This is a genomic window from Streptomyces sp. NPDC127098, assembly GCF_042722465.1.
GTDB lineage: Bacteria > Actinomycetota > Actinomycetes > Streptomycetales > Streptomycetaceae > Streptomyces > Streptomyces millisiae.
Genome location: NZ_JBHXFJ010000005.1, coordinates 124,971 through 139,494, shown reverse-complemented (window position 1 = coordinate 139,494; position 14,524 = coordinate 124,971). Strand labels below are relative to the sequence as shown.

General features: G+C 74.3%; 9 protein-coding genes. 4 read left to right on the top strand and 5 right to left on the bottom strand.

The window, feature by feature from the left end; translation table 11 throughout:
• Positions 1-63 precede the first annotated feature (63 nt).
• Both ACFWI8_RS05730 and ACFWI8_RS05725 read right to left on the bottom strand, forming a co-directional pair.
• Positions 64-1,131, bottom strand: coding sequence for an ATP-grasp domain-containing protein (locus ACFWI8_RS05730; protein ID WP_387086344.1), 1,068 nt, complete (start codon positions 1,129-1,131; stop codon positions 64-66).
• Positions 1,132-1,225: 94 nt separating this feature from the next.
• Complete coding sequence (locus ACFWI8_RS05725) at positions 1,226-2,644, bottom strand: DHA2 family efflux MFS transporter permease subunit (protein ID WP_387086184.1); 1,419 nt, start codon at positions 2,642-2,644, stop codon at positions 1,226-1,228.
• Between the two features lie 144 nt (positions 2,645-2,788).
• Here ACFWI8_RS05725 and ACFWI8_RS05720 point away from each other — a divergent pair, with 144 nt between their 5' ends.
• Together ACFWI8_RS05720 and ACFWI8_RS05715 are read left to right on the top strand one after the other, a co-directional pair.
• Positions 2,789-3,157 carry a tetratricopeptide repeat protein gene (locus ACFWI8_RS05720; protein ID WP_387086181.1) on the top strand — a complete coding sequence of 123 codons (369 nt, stop codon included), beginning with the start codon at positions 2,789-2,791 and terminating at the stop codon, positions 3,155-3,157.
• 20 nt (positions 3,158-3,177) lie between these two features.
• Positions 3,178-4,224 carry a hypothetical protein gene (locus ACFWI8_RS05715; protein ID WP_387086178.1) on the top strand — a complete coding sequence of 349 codons (1,047 nt, stop codon included), beginning with the start codon at positions 3,178-3,180 and terminating at the stop codon, positions 4,222-4,224.
• Here the strand turns inward: ACFWI8_RS05715 and ACFWI8_RS05710 are convergent.
• The 3 genes from ACFWI8_RS05710 to ACFWI8_RS05700 all read right to left on the bottom strand — a co-directional run bounded on the left by ACFWI8_RS05710 (position 4,221) and on the right by ACFWI8_RS05700 (position 7,925).
• Positions 4,221-6,065, bottom strand: coding sequence for a transketolase (locus tag ACFWI8_RS05710; RefSeq protein WP_387086175.1), 1,845 nt, complete (start codon positions 6,063-6,065; stop codon positions 4,221-4,223). The genes ACFWI8_RS05715 and ACFWI8_RS05710 overlap by 4 nt on opposite strands.
• Before the next feature lie 130 nt (positions 6,066-6,195).
• Complete coding sequence (locus ACFWI8_RS05705) at positions 6,196-7,386, bottom strand: Vms1/Ankzf1 family peptidyl-tRNA hydrolase (RefSeq protein ID WP_387086172.1); 1,191 nt, start codon at positions 7,384-7,386, stop codon at positions 6,196-6,198.
• A complete protein-coding gene (locus tag ACFWI8_RS05700) occupies positions 7,383-7,925 on the bottom strand; it encodes a type 1 glutamine amidotransferase domain-containing protein (RefSeq protein WP_387086168.1) in 543 nt (180 codons plus the stop codon). Before ACFWI8_RS05700 ends, ACFWI8_RS05705 begins: the two co-directional genes overlap by 4 nt.
• A gap of 230 nt (positions 7,926-8,155) precedes the next feature.
• Here ACFWI8_RS05700 and ACFWI8_RS05695 point away from each other — a divergent pair, with 230 nt between their 5' ends.
• A complete protein-coding gene (locus ACFWI8_RS05695; protein WP_387086165.1) occupies positions 8,156-10,120 on the top strand; it encodes a Dyp-type peroxidase in 1,965 nt (654 codons plus the stop codon).
• A 218-nt stretch (positions 10,121-10,338) separates the two neighbouring features.
• Entirely contained in the window at positions 10,339-14,268 is a 3,930-nt protein-coding gene (locus tag ACFWI8_RS05690) for a Tat pathway signal protein (RefSeq protein WP_387086162.1), read from the top strand.
• Positions 14,269-14,524 lie beyond the last annotated feature (256 nt).

Below are 14,524 nucleotides of genomic sequence, written 5' to 3'. Positions count from 1 at the left end.
CGCGGCCACCTGTGGCGGCCCGCCGGAAGGCGGGCCGCCACAGGGGCACCGGCCGGGCGTTTTCTAGCTGGCCACGGCCAACGCGCCGGCCGGTACCTCGGTGGCGGTCTCGGTGACCGCGACCCGGCCGCCGAGGCGCGGTTCGGCGAGCGGTCCCGGGTCCCCGCTGAGCAGCAGCCGGACGGCGGCCCAGGGCAGGTTCACCCCGGCGAAGGCGGTCTGGAAGATGCCGGCCGAGGGGCGCGGATTGGCCTCCAGCAGCATGGGCTGCCCGTTCCGGTGGCGCAGTTGCACGTTGGAGAGGTAGGCGAGCTCGAAGTGGCTCACCAGCCGCTCCGCGATCTCCGGGTAGGCGGGGTTGTCCGACAGCAGCCGGTAGCGGCCCTGTTTGGCGCGGGCTATGCCGGCCAGCAGCTTGCCGCCCGGCGCCGAGAGGCAGTCGACGCTGACCTCGGGCCCGTCCAGATAGGGCATGACGATGAACGCGGGGACCTTCTCCCGCTCGTCGGCGGCCCGTCTCAGGGCCTCGGCCACGGCGTGCACGGAGACCAGCGGCCGCGCCGGTTCGAGCAGGTCCCGCATGCTGAGCGGTCGTTCGTCCAGGATCCGGAAGCCGAACGCCGAGTACTCGCCGGCCGGCTTGATGCAGACCGTCTCACCGGCCCCGGTCAGGTCCCGTACCGCCGCCCGCAGGCCGTCCGCGTCCCGCACCACCCGCCACTCGGGCACCGGCACGCCGATGGCCCTGGCCGCCTCGTAGGTGCGGCTCTTGCTGGTGAGCACGTCGATCGCGGCCGGTGACGAGGACATCAACCGGGTGCCGGCCGCCGCGAAGTCGTCGGCACGCCCCGCCAGGGCGTCCAGGCGCCGGGGCGGGATCAGCACGTCGATGCCGTGCCGCCGGCAGAAGTCCAGGGCGAACTCCGCGTAGGTGTGGTTGTCGACGCGATGTGGCTCGACCTCCGCCACGTCGCAGGCCGCGAGGGCGGCCGCGCCGCGGTCCACGTTGGTGCCGAAGATCCGGACCGGAGTGGCGTCGGGGTTGTCCCGCAACATCCGGATCACCTGAGTCGTGGCCGCTCCCGCGCTGCTGAGCCAAATCCTTAGTGCTATCGCGCACCTTCCCCTCATCACATCGGATGTGAAGCGGATCATAGCCCTGGCGCGTGACGTGCGTGTTTCACCGTCGAACGGCCGGACGGCACTCCTGGCCTGCGACGACGCCTCAGGGGTGGGCGGCTCCCGCGGGCCGCTCGGCGGCGAACGACGCCATCGCGCGCTCCGCCGTGGCCCGCGCCCTGCGCCCCGTGGTGAGCGCCCCCACAACCAGCACCAGCGCCCCGCAGAAGGCGATCACCCACCAGCCGGCGGTCCGCGAGCCGTTGGCCAGGATGGTGCCCACCACCGCCACGCCGAGCGCGGAACCCACCTGCCGCCCGGTGGAGGCGATCCCGGCCGCCACCCCGGCCTGGGCGCGCGGCATCCCGGTCACCGCCGTGTTGGTGATCGGCGCGTTCACCAGGCCGAAGCCGATGCCGAACAGCGCGTAGGCGGAGAACAGCAACCCGAGCGACGAGTCGGGTTCGAGCCGGGTCAGCAGCAGACCGCTGGCCAGGATCGCGACCCCCGCCGGCAGCAGCGGCACCCGGGCGCCGAAGTGGCCGACCAGATAGCCGGACAGCGGCGAGGCGAACAGCGTCACCACCGCCATCGGCAGCAGGTGCGCCCCGGCCTCGAACGGCGACAGGTGCCGCTCGTTCTGCAGGTAGATCGTGTTCAGGAACAGGAAGCCGCCGAGGCCGGCGAAGGCCAGCACCGCGATGGCGAAGGCCCCGCTGAACGGCACGCTCCGGAAGAACCGCAGCTCCAACAGGGGCTCCGCGCGGCGCGGCTCGTACCACAGCAGCGCGCACACCGCGAGCAGCGCGATCCCGAAGCACACCAGCAGCACGGGGGAGCCCCAGCCCTCCTTGCCGCCCTCGATGATGCCGAAGGTGAGCGAGCCGAGCAGCACGATCACCAGCACCTGCCCCACCGGGTCGAGCCGGCGTGGTTTCGGCGCCCTGGACTCCGGCACGAACCGCGCGGTGAGCACCAGCGCCGCCAGGCCCACCGGCAGGTTCAGCCAGAAGATGGCCCGCCAGCCGAACGAGCTCACCAGCGCGCCGCCCAGGATCGGCCCGACCGCCATCGAGATGCCCACCACGCCGCCCCAGACGCCGATCGCCCTGGCCAGCTCCTTGGGGTCGCGGAACGTGTTGGTGATGATCGACATCGCCACCGGGTTGAGCATCGAGCCGCCGATCGCCTGCGCGGCCCGGAACGCCACCAGCCAGCCCAGGCTCGGGGCCAGCGCGCACAGCAGCGAGCCGGCGGTGAACACCACGAGACCGATCTGGAAGACCCGGCGCCGGCCCACCCGGTCGGCGGTCGAACCGGAGAGCATCAGGAAGGACGCCAGTACGACGGTGTAGATGTCCACCGTCCACTGCAGCCCCGAGACGCTGGCGCCCAGCTCCCGCTCCAGCGACGGCAGGGCGACGTTGAGCGCGGTGATGTCCAGGCTGACGATCAGCAGGCTCATGCAGCAGATCGCCAGCACCAGCAGTCGGCGCCCGCGGGAGAGGCTCTCGGTTTCCGGCATGTCGCCTCAGGCTAGCCCCGGGCCCGCCGGCGCCGCGCGGCGGGTGACACCGACATCCCGGCGGGCATACCAGGGGAATACCGGCCCGCGGTCCGACGTTCCCCGCGTGCCGCCGCACCGAAGCCCAGCCAACGAGGAGGGCACGTGCCGAACACCTCACCCGAGACCAACGTCATCGCCTACCGGGCCGCCGAGCAGCTGCTCGACGCCCGCGACCCGCGCGGCGCGCTCAAGCTGCTCGACCCCGTGATCACCGCGCACCCGGAGAACACCGCGGCCCGCCTGCTGCGTGCCCGCGCCTTCTTCCTGGCGGCCCAGCTCCGCGCCGCCGAGCAGGAGTTCCAGCTGATCATCGAGCGCGAACCGGACAACGCCTTCGCCCACTTCGCCCTCGCCCGCACCCTCCAGCGGGCCAACCGGAACGCGGAGGCCGTGCGCCACTTCCGGCTGGCCGCCGCGCTCGACCCGCGCCCCGACTACCTGGAGGCCGCCCGGTTCGAGCAGACGCCCTGACGTCTGGTAGACCGTCCGCCATGAGGGTGAACGAGGCACGGGCGGCGGCCGCCGACTGGATCAGGGAACACGGCGGCCGCACGCCCGGCTTCCGCGGCTCGTACTTCAGCGGTTCGACCGTCGACCTGCCGGCCGACGCCGAGGTGCCGCCCGGCTCGGACACCGACGTCATGCTCGTCGTCGACGGCCCCGAGCCCGCGGCCAAGCCGGGCAAGTTCCGCCACCGGGGCGCGCTGCTCGAGGTCACCGTGGTGCCCTGGGAGTCACTCGCCTCGCCCGAGCACGTGCTGTCCTCCTACCACCTGGCCACCCCCTTCAGGACCGACACGGTCATCGCCGACCCCACCGGAGACCTCGGCCGGCTCCGCGCCCGGGTCGCCGCCGGCTTCGCCGAGCCGCGCTGGGTGCTGCGCCGCCGCGCCGAGGCGCGGGCGCGCGTCGAGCGCGGCCTGCGCGACCTCGCCGACGGCCGGGTGGACCCCGAGCGCTCCTGGCCGGCGCTGGTCCTGGGCTGGCTCTTCCCGACCGGCGTCACCACCCACGTCCTGCTCGTCGCCGGCCTGCGCAACCCCACCGTCCGGCTGCGCTACGTGGCCACGCGCGAGCTCCTCACCACGCACGGCACCCCGGACCGCCACGAGGAGCTGCTGCGGCTCCTCGGCAGCCACCGGCTCACCGCGGAGCGCGCCGAACACCACCTGCGGGCCCTCGCCGCCACCTTCGACGCGGCGGCCGAGGTCGCCAGGACCCCGTTCCCGTTCGGCTCCGACCTCACCGCGGCCGCCAGGCCGATCGCCGTCGACGGCAGCCTCGCCCGGATCCGGGCCGGAGACCACCGGGAGATCGCCTTCTGGCTCGCCGCCACCTTCGCCCGCTGCCACCTCGTCCTCGACGCCGACGGGCCGGCCGCCCTCCGGGAGGCACACCGGCCCGCCTTCGCCGAGTTGCTGGCCGACCTCGGCATCCGCACCGCCGACGACCTGCGGGCCCGCGCCGGCGCGGTGCTGCGCTTCCTGCCCACGCTCGACGCCTGGGCCGACGACCTTCGGCCGACGGCGCCCCGCTAGACCGCGAGCGCCCGGTGCGCGGCGGCCGTGATGGCCGTGGCGTCGATGCCGGCCTCCTTCAGCTGCTGCGCCGGCGTCGCCGAGCCGGGCATGGTCGTCACCGCGAGCCGCACCAGGCGCGGCACCGGACGGCCGTCGGTGAACGCGTCGAGCACCGCGTCGCCGAGCCCGCCCTCCGGATGGTGGTCCTCCACCGTCAACAGGCAGCCCGTCGCCTCGGCCGCCGCCCGCAGCGTCGTCACGTCCACCGGCTTCAGCGAGTACAGGTCGATCACCCGCACCGGGATCCCCTCGGCCGCCAGCTCGTCCGCCGCCGCCAGCGCCTCAGGCACCGTCACCCCGGCCGCCACCAGCGTCAGCCGGTCCTCGTCCGAGGAACGCAGCACCTTGCTGCCGCCGATCGGGAACCGCTCGTCGGGGCCGTAGATGACCGGGGTGCCGCCCCGCGTGGTCCGCAGGTACCTGATCCCGGCCGGCTCGGCCGCCATCTCCGCGACCAGACGCGTCGTCTGGTTGGCGTCGCACGGGTAGAGCACCGTGGACCCGTGCACCGCGCGGAACATCGCGAGGTCCTCCAGGCCCATCTGCGAGGGGCCGTCCTCGCCGATCGCCACGCCGGCGTGCGAGCCCGCCACGTTGAGGCTGGCGTGACTCACAGCCGCCATCCGCACGAAGTCGTGCGCCCTGGTCAGGAACGCGGCGAACGTCGAGACGAACGGCAGCCAGCCGCGCACCTGCATGCCCACCGCCGTCGCCAACATCTCCTGCTCGGCGATGTAGCACTCGAAGAACCGGTCCGGGTGCTCCTTCGCGAAGAACTCGGAGCGCGTCGAGTCGCCCACCTCGCCGTCCAACGCCACCACGTCGCCGCGGTCGCTCCCCACCGCGGCGAGCGCCCGGCCGTAGGCGTCCCGGGTCGCCACCTTCTCGCCCACCGAGAAGACCGGCAGCTCGGCGTGGACCCCGTGCTGGGACCGCGGCGCCGTCGTGGCCGCCGGCCGCTGGACGTCGACCCGCATCCGCCGCTCGCCGCCCAGCTCCTCGATCGCCTCGTCGACCTCGGGGAGCGGCTTGCCGTGCATGCCCTCGCGGTTCTCCACCGAGGCCACGCCACGCCCCTTCAGCGTCCGCGCCAGCACGACGGAGGGCCGGTCGGAGACGCTCAACGCCTCCGCGTACGCGGCGTCGATCGCCACCGGGTCATGGCCGTCCACCTCGATGGCGTGCCAGCCGAACGCCTCCGCACGCCGCGCGTAGGCGTCCAGGTCCCACTCGTGCCGGGTCGGCCCACGCTGGCCGAGCCGGTTGACGTCCACGATCGCCGTCAGATTGCTCAGCCGCTCGTAGCCGGCGTGCTCGAACGCCTCCCAGACCGAGCCCTCCGCCATCTCACTGTCGCCGAGCAGCACCCACACCCGGTACGGCATCGGCTCCAGACGGCGGCCGGCGAGCGCGACGCCGACCCCCACCGGAAGGCCCTGGCCCAGCGAGCCGGTGGCCACGTCCACCCACGGCAGCCGCGGCGTCGGATGCCCCTCCAGCCGGCTGCCGAGGGTGCGGAACGTCATCAGCTCGTCGTCGCCGATCGCGCCCGCCGCCTTGTAGAGCGAGTACAACAGCGGCGACGCATGCCCCTTGGAGAAGATCAGATGGTCGTTGCCCGGGTGGTCCGGCCAGTCGAAGTCGTACCGCAGATAGCGCGCCAGCAGTACCGCCATCAGGTCCGCCGCCGACATCGACGAGGTGGCGTGCCCGGAGCCCGCCGCCCCGGTGGCCCGCACCGAGTCCACCCGAAGCTGCTGGCCGAGCTCCGCCAGATCGATCTCCGCTGTCGTCGTCATGCCTGCCTCCCGCGACGCCCCGCCGCCCCGCCCCGGGCGCGGCCGGCTCGCCGTGTAGTCGCTTTCGTGTCCGTAGCCTCCGGGGCGAGGGCGAGTACCCCCGCCCCGGAGCCCCCTAACGGGGCGGGGGTCAGCCGCCGCTGACCGGCCCCGTCCTGCTGCCCCCGCCCGGCACCGGGCCCTCGTAGGGCCAGCGCAGCAGTGCCCCGAGGCCACCCACCGGCAGCCCGGAGCCCGCGCCGGCCCCAGCACCGTCCCCGTCGCCGAGCGCGACCACCTCGGCACCGGTCGCCGCCGCCGAGCGCAACAGCGCGTCGTCGGCCCGCGCCTGGTGCGGGGAAGGGGCACCCAGGTACTGCGAGTCCGTCCTGCGCACCGCCACCTGGTCGGGATCGTCACCCACCCAGACGTCGCGGCGCAGATCGGGACCGCCGGGGCGCACCAACAGCGCCGCGATGCGGTGCTCACGCGCCGCGTCCACCAGCGCCGGCACCCCCTCGGCCGCGTCGATCCGGCCGTGTGTCGGGGTGCGGCGGGCGTGGAACTGGTCCAGCACGCGCTCCGCGTCCTGTCGCGCCCGGTTCGCCCTGGCCTCGGCCACCTCGGCGTCGAGACGCCGGTTGTCCGAGCCCTTGGCCCGGCCGCCGTGCTCGGACTCCACGGTCAGCCCCCGCAGCCACTCGGGCAGCCGGTCCCGCACCGCCCGCCGCTGCCGGGGGTCGCCGGCGAGCACCAGCACCTCGACGCCGGCCCGTTCCGCGTCGCCGGCCACCGTGTCGGCGACCCGCGCGGCGTTCTGCTCCCAGGTGTTCTCGACCGCGAACTGGAAGTGCCGCTCCGACCAGTCGGCCCGCCCGGTCCTGTGCAGCGGCCACTGCTGGCCCCGCACCTCGTCGACGGGTCGCGGCCGCCGGCCGTGGCCGAGCAGCTGGAGGTCGGCGCCCTTGCGGTCCACGAAGGCCACCATGCACACCGGGTCGCGCGCCGCGTAGTCGAGCAGCGGCCCGAGCCTGGGCAACGGCGCCCAGTCGGCCAGCGGGGGAGCGGGCGGCGCCGCCGGCAGCGGCGTGTCCAGGGCCACCCGGCCCTCGGTGGCGAACACGGCGTGCCCCGCCGGGTCCGGGTCGAGCCCGCTCAGCGCCTCGAACATGGCCTGGCAGGTCGCCTCGTCCGCGCCCTGCTCGGCCAGCCGCTCGCAGGCGCCGCGCGCCTGGAGCGCGCGCTGCGCCGCCGCGTCCTCCGTGACCGCCGAGGTGTCGAAGTAGACCGAGGCCCACGGCCCCGGGTGGTGCAACAGGGGATCGAGGAAGTCGAGCTTCATGCCGCCACCTTCCCGAACTCGCGGAGCATGGCGTCGTCGAAGGCCGGCAGGTCGGCCGGCTTCCGGCTGGTGATCAGCGTGCCGCGCGCGGAGTCGTCGACGTGCACCTTCTCGTCGACCCAGGTGGCACCCGCGTTGCGGATGTCCGTCCGCAGACTCGGCCAGGACGTCAGGGTCCTGCCCGGCAGCACTCCGGCCTCCACCAGCGTCCACGGCGCGTGGCAGATGGCCGCGACGGGCTTGTCCGCCTCGAAGAAGGAGCGGACGAAGGCCACCGCGTCCGCGTCCATGCGCAGTGCGTCGGGATTGGCCACGCCGCCCGGCAGCACCAGCGCCTGGAAGTCGTCGGCCGAGGCCTCGCGCACCGTCTCGTCGACCGGGAAGGTGTCCGCCTTGTCCAGGTGGTCGAACGCCTGCACGTGGCCGGGCCTGGTCGAGAGCAGGCGCGGAGTGTCGCCGGTCTCGGTCAGGGCCCGCCAGGGCTCGGTCAGCTCCACCTGCTCGACCCCCTCGGGCGCCGTCAGGAAGGCGATCAGCATCGTATTCACCGTCTCTCGTAGCGCGACATCGCGATGGTCGACGACCCGAGTAACCCCAAGGAGCGCCCGGAAAACGCCCACGCGCCCCGGCTGATGTCCGAGCGCCCCACGAAAGGGCGGTTTGGCCGCCGCGTGGAGCCCGCCGGCCCCTGCTGATCGTTGGCTCTCTCGTGGCGTCCGTGACCGCGCCGCGCCACCAGGGGACCACTCACCGCACACGGGGGATGCTCATGAACGACTCCACGACCACGCACGCGCCCGGCACGCCCGCCACCTTCGGCAACGGGGCGTCGCCGGCGACCACGCTGGTGCCCACCCCGTCCGGCGCGCCGGGCGTCATCCCCGCGCAGACGACCGATCGCGCGCTGCCCCTGCGCCGCAGCACCGAGATCCAGGGCGACATCCTGGCCGGCTTCCGCAAGGACCACGTCCGGCTCCTCCTGCTGACCTTCGGCAACCAGCGCGGCGCCCGCGGCTGGCTCGACCGGCTCCGCCACCGGATCGCCACCACCCGGGACGTCGCCGCCTTCAACGCCGCCTTCAGCCGCGCCCGGCACAACTCGGCCGGCGACGACCCGAGCGGCCTCCGCTCCGTCTGGAGGTCGGTGAGCTTCACCCACGACGGCCTCACGCTGCTCATCGGCGGCGCGCCCTGCGCGGACGTGCCGCGCGGCAGCACCCAGGAGGCCTTCGCCCAGGGCATGGCCAAGCGCGCCGAGCTGCTGGGCGACACCGGGCAGAACGACCCGGCCCACTGGCTCTTCGGCGGCCGGCAGAACGCGCCGGTGCACGCCGTGCTCACCGTCGCCGCCGACCGCTCGGAGGAGCTGAGCGCCGCCCTCGCCCACGAGCGGGAGGAGATCGCCAGGCAGGGTCTCGCCGTCGCCTTCGAGCAGAACGGTGCCACGCTCCAAGGGGAGCGCAGGGGCAAGGAGCACTTCGGCTTCAAGGACGGCATCAGCCAGCCGGCCGTGGCCGGCTTCGACGAGCCGGATCCCGAGCACCCCGAGTACCAGCGCGGCAAGCCGGGCACCAGGATCATCGCGGCCGGGGAGTTCGTGGTCGGCCACCTGACCGACCACCGGCTGCCCTCCTGGCTGCCCGAGTGGATGAACGACGGCTCGTTCCACGTGGTCAGGCGGCTCGCGCAGGACGTGCCCGGCTGGTGGGCCCAGGTCGCCGACCAGCTGCGGGCGCTCAGGGAGCGGGGCGCGGTGCCCGAGGAGGCGACCACCGAGTGGTTGGCGGCCCGGCTGGTGGGCCGGTGGCGCTCGGGCGCCCCGGTCGCCAAGTACCCGGACGCCGACGTCACGGCCGCCCCGGGCGCGGAGCCGGACAACGACATCAGCTTCGACGGCGACTTCGAGGGGCGGGTCACCCCGCTCTGCTCCCACATCCGCAAGGTCAACCCGCGTGACGGGCTCACGGTGGACGAGGCGGCCCAGGAGCCGTTGGCGCTCAAGGGCGCCCTCGACGGCCGGCGGATCATGCGCCGCGGCATCCCCTACGGCCTGCCCTTCGACCCGGCCGGCGGCGCGGGCAACGGCCCCGACGCCCCGCGCGGGCTGCTCTTCGTCTCCTACCAGGCGGACCTGATCGCGCAGTTCGAGTTCGTCCAGCGCACCTGGGTGGACAGCGGCGACTTCCCCAGCCGGGAGAAGCCGGTGGGCCGGGACGCGATGATCGGGCGCGAGGGCGTCGTCTCCTTCCCGACCGGCGGGGCCGAGGGCGGCGACCCGGTGGAGCTGAGCCTGCGCCAGTTCGTCCGCACCGAGGGCGCGGTCTACGCGTTCGCGCCCTCGCTCTCGGCCCTGGAGCGGCTGGCCAAGGGCACCGTGCCGGTGGGCGGTGGGCCGGCCGCCGACCGCGTCCTCACCGCCGTCCGCACCCTCCAGCGCGGCGAGGTGGTCAGCACCCGCAAGGCCCGGCTGCGCTTCGAGGCCGACGGCGACCTAGTGGTGCGCGACGAGAACGAGACCGAGCGCTGGCGCGCCGGGGCCGCGGGACTCGGCGCGGTCCGGGCCGAACTCCGCGCGGACGGGCGCCTGGTGCTCGCCGACTCCGAGGGCGGTGCGGTCTGGTCGGCGCCCGCGGAGCCAAGCCCCGGATCGACGCTCGAGGTGTTGACCGACGGCGACGTGCTGATCCGGGCGGCGGACGGCACGGTCCTCTGGAGCACGGGCACGGCCCGCTGAACAGGCGCGGCGTCGCCCGGGCGACGCCGCTGCCTTCCCGGCTCGGGGGAAATCGTTTACTAACTTTCGGCCGCGGCAAGCCGGTTGGCGCTGTCGCGAGCATTGACGCTCTTGGAGCAGGGCGTCTAGCGTGCGCAGCGATCTCGGAGACAAACGGTTTCTCCATGGGGCCGCCTCCTGAGAAAACGGTTACTTCCATCGCCAAGGAGGACGATCGGATGACCCCTGAACCGAGCCGCCGCGCCATGCTCCGAGTCGCCGCCGCCGGGACGGCGACCGGCCTGCTCCCGTTCGGCGCCGCCGCGCCCGCCCTGGCCGCGGGTCCCGCCTCGCCCGCCGGCGCGCCGGGCGGCAGACCCGGCGCGCTGGACACCGTCCTCTTCGGGGACCCCGACTCCGAGCGGGCGCACGGCCTGGTCGCCGAGGACACCGAGGTCGTGCCGGGGCCGACCGGTGGCCGGGCCCGGGTGGCGCTGCCGCTCGCCACCCCCGCCGAGCGCGGCGGCGACCTGCGGTTCACCGTCGCCGTCGATCCCACCGCGCAGAACCACCTCACGCTCAGGTTCTGGGGCGAGGACGACTCGGACCAGAAGACGATCCTGCTGGTCGACGGCGAGCAGGCGAGCTACCGGGGCGCCGCCGACTACGAGCCGATCAACGCGGGCACCAGGGCGGCCGCCCTGACGGGTCGCTACTTCCTCGCCACCGCGCTGCTGCCGCTCGCCGCCACCCTCGGCCGGAGCACGGTCGAGATCACCGTGCGCACCGTGGCCGCCTCGGTCACCGGCCGGGTCACCGCGCGCTCCCGCCGTTATCTGGAGGCGTTCACCCACACCGCGCCCTGGGTGGATCCGCAGGCAGGTGACGTAACCGGTTACCGGAAGTCGACCGACGCCGCCCCCGCGTTGACCCCGGAGGCCGAGCGCGCCCTCGTCGAGCGGTACCGCGCCCGCCAGATCGAGACCTTCGACGCCCTCTCCCGGCGGGTGGACACCGACCCGGCCGCCACCATGTCGATCGTCCGCTACCAGGACGAACTGCGGTACTACGCCGAGGCCCTGGCGACGGACTGGTGCCCGGCCGCCACCCCCGAGCAGAAGCGGGCGGCGCTGAACCGGATCTTCGCCTCGATCGACGCCTACACCCGGCAGTACTACGGAAACGTCAGGAGCCTGGGCAACGGCGGCCACCAGTCCGACTGGGGCGGGTACCACTCGGCGCTCGGCGAGGCGCTGTACATCGTGGAGAACCTGATCGCCGACGAGGAGGTCCACGGCGCCGACCGCTTCGCCGCGCTGCTGGCCGAGCCCTTCGTCACCGGCACCGTGGACGGCGACAACAGCATCGCCGGCGTCGGCTGGGACGGCGAGGAACTGACCAGGTTCGGCGCCTGGGAGCGGGTGCTCAAGGCGTCCTTCGACTTCGCGCGCTCCCGGCTCTCCTACATCCACAACCAGGTGATGTACACCTACGAGGGCGCCTGGAAGGCCCACGAGGGGTTGCGGGTCATCGGCTCCGAGCACTACGAGGGCCGGGCCAGGAGCCACCGCATCGCGCTGGAGGCGCTCGGCGCCGCGCCGTTCCTCGGCGAGGAGGTGCTCGTCGACCGGGCCGGCCGCGAACTCGACCTCTACCACAGCCTGTTCCAGCACGACCGGAACGCCCACTACACCGAGGACTACCTGTGGGTGGTGATGCGCGGACTGGCCACCAGCAAGCTGGACGAGGCGGGGCAGGTGGTGCGCCGGCTGCCCTACGGCCGCCACCACACCGGGCTCACGGCGGCCGGGCTCACCCGGGAGAACGGCTACGTCGGCAACTACGGGGAGGCCACCAACTACCTGCCGTCCTGGTTCCACCGCACCCTGGGCCACGCGGGCGACGAGGAGCTGAACGACGAGATCCTGCGGCTCGCGCTGCGCAGCGTCCACGCCCGGGGCCAGACCCGCCACCAGTCGGTCGACGCCGCCGGCCGGCGGGTGATGCGGATGCAGCAGGTGGTCGACGACCGCAACTCGGCCTACCCCGGCCGGGTCGCCTACTCGACCGACGAGCAGAGCCCCGCCCAGGCCATGGGCTTCGCCTCCCTCGAACACCACATGGCGCGCCACGCCGAGCGCTACCGGGGCGCGGAGTGGGAGCCCTACTGGGAGTACGCCCGCGAGGCGGTCGGCTTCCTCCAGCAACAGCTGGTGGACAACCAGTACTTCAACCTCTTCGACTCCCGCATCCTGCCCAACCACCGCTACACGCTGGGCTTCAGGGAGACCTGGGAGTACCTCACCGCGGGCCGCGCCGAGTTCCCCCGCTTCGGCCGGGTGGCGGCCGGTGTGGTGCTGCTCCACACCGACCTCGACCGCTACACCGACGCCGAGTTGGCCAGGCTCGGCGTCGGCCGCGACCACCTGCCCGAGCGGTTCGCCTGGGTGGACATCGACAACCTGCTGTTCTGCGTGCGGGATGGCGAGACGCATCTCTTCGCCTCGCTCATCATGCGGAACAAGGGTGGCTTCCAGGCCAACGGCCGGCTGCACGCCCAACACGAGGGCCACGACCAGCTGGCGCAGTTCGCCACCGAGGGCGTGCTGCGCCACCGGGAGTACACGCTGCGCGCCCCCTCGGTCGAGGAGGCCATCTTCCACGACCGCTACACCGCGCCGGGCGCCCCGCCGCTGGCCCAGGCCGGCGAGCTGACCCCGGTCGCCTTCCAGCCGGGCGTCGGCCGCACCAATCGCGACAACTTCCGGGAGGACACCCCCTACGCGGGCTACCCGGAGCTGGCCGCCGCCCGGTACGGCCGCTACCTCTTCGCCGCCAACACCACCCGCGCCGCCCACCGCAACGAGCGGGTCCACCAGCTGCCGCTGCCCGCCGGGGTCCGGGCCGACCGGGTGCTCGACCTGGTGTCGGGTCGGCGGCTCCGGGTGCGGGACGGCGCGCTGCCGCTCGACCCGGGTACGGCCGTCGTGCTGCGCCTCGACACCAGTGAGACGGAGCCGGGCGCGCCGGGCCCGGTGGACGTCGTGGTCACCACGCCGGGCTCTGGCGCGGTCGGCCTCAGCTGGAAGCCGGCGGCCGGCGCCGCCTCCTACACGGTCAGCCGCGCCGAGCGCGCCGGCGGCCGCTACACCGAGGTGGCCCGCGGGCTGCGGGGGACCAGTCACGTCGACCGGGTACCGGCCCAGGACGCCACCTACCACTACCGGATACAGGCGGTGAACGAGCGGGGCGCCGGTCGCGCCGCCACGCCGGTCGCCGCCGTCGTGACGCCGGCGCACAGCCGGGCGCTGCGCGGCGGCCCCTGGCGCGACGACCCGGTGGGGGAGGGCGCGGCCGGCTCGGCCGTGGTGCGCGGCGGCACCGTCACCGTGACGGGCGTGGCCGGCACCGGCTTCGCCGCCGGCGACGACGACCACATCTACGACCGGGACCACCATGACTCGCTCTACCTGGTGAGCCGGCTGGTCAGCGGCTCGGTCGCGGTCACCGCGCGGCTCGCGGGCGCCGCCGGATCGGTCAACGGGGTGATGCTGCGGGACGCCACCGGCGGCTGGGCCCGCTACGTCCACCTGGGGGCGAACGCCGCCGGCCGGCTCGAACTGCGGACGCGCAGCCTGGACTCGCGGGAGGACATCGGCCAGGGCAACGCCGGGCAGAACGCGTCCGGCGGCATCACCCGCAGCCCGATGCTGGTGGACCTCGGCGAGGGCGTCGAACACCGGGTCGCCGACACGCCGTTCGTCCGGCTGGTCAGGCACGCCGACTCGCACCTGGTCACGGCGCTGGTCTCGGCCGACGGCGAGCGCTGGGAGCGGATCGGCGCCTCGGTCACCCCGATGGTCGGGGTGGTGCACGCGGGCGTCGCCGCCACCGCGGACACCGTGTTCCGGGCGGTCGCCGTCGACCAGGTCGAGGACGGCATGGCCCGGCCCACGGTCGCCAGGGCGGCGGGTGGCGGCGTCGTCGTCCACTGGAACAAGCCGAAGCACGCCGTCGCGTTCTCGGTGTACCGGGCCGACGCCGAAGGCGACGACTGGACCCGGCTGAGCGACCGCCAGCGCGGATTCTCACACGCCGACGACGCCCCGTTCGGCACGGTCCGCTACCGCGTCACCAGCCACTTCGCCGACGGCTCGACGGCGGGCTGAGGCGGAGGCTTGGCAGCCGGCCTCGGCCACTGAGCCGGTGCGGGCGGCTGGCGGCCGGAGCGGGTCTCCGGCCTGAGCCTGCTCCCCCGGCCGGCGCCCGGCCGGGGGAGCAGGGCCGGCGGGACACGCCGGCCCTGCCCGGCCACTTCGCCGCGTCGCACCCTGTCGCGCGGAGCGCGGGGAGGGGCGGGCGGGGGACAACTCGGCCCCGGCTCTCCGCCCGGCCCGGTGGGCCGGGCCGGGCGCTGCGCAACGG

Excerpts from the sequence above, each read along its gene's own strand:
- ACFWI8_RS05705 (WP_387086172.1), bottom strand. The coding sequence starts at position 7,386 with ATGAAGCTCGACTTCCTCGATCCCCTGTTGCACCACCCGGGGCCGTGG.
- ACFWI8_RS05725 (WP_387086184.1), bottom strand. The coding sequence starts at position 2,644 with ATGCCGGAAACCGAGAGCCTCTCCCGCGGGCGCCGACTGCTGGTGCTG.
- ACFWI8_RS05690 (WP_387086162.1), top strand. The coding sequence starts at position 10,339 with ATGACCCCTGAACCGAGCCGCCGCGCCATGCTCCGAGTCGCCGCCGCC.
- ACFWI8_RS05695 (WP_387086165.1), top strand. The coding sequence starts at position 8,156 with ATGAACGACTCCACGACCACGCACGCGCCCGGCACGCCCGCCACCTTC.
- ACFWI8_RS05710 (WP_387086175.1), bottom strand. The coding sequence starts at position 6,065 with ATGACGACGACAGCGGAGATCGATCTGGCGGAGCTCGGCCAGCAGCTT.
- ACFWI8_RS05700 (WP_387086168.1), bottom strand. The coding sequence starts at position 7,925 with ATGCTGATCGCCTTCCTGACGGCGCCCGAGGGGGTCGAGCAGGTGGAG.
- ACFWI8_RS05730 (WP_387086344.1), bottom strand. The coding sequence starts at position 1,131 with ATGAGGGGAAGGTGCGCGATAGCACTAAGGATTTGGCTCAGCAGCGCG.
- ACFWI8_RS05715 (WP_387086178.1), top strand. The coding sequence starts at position 3,178 with ATGAGGGTGAACGAGGCACGGGCGGCGGCCGCCGACTGGATCAGGGAA.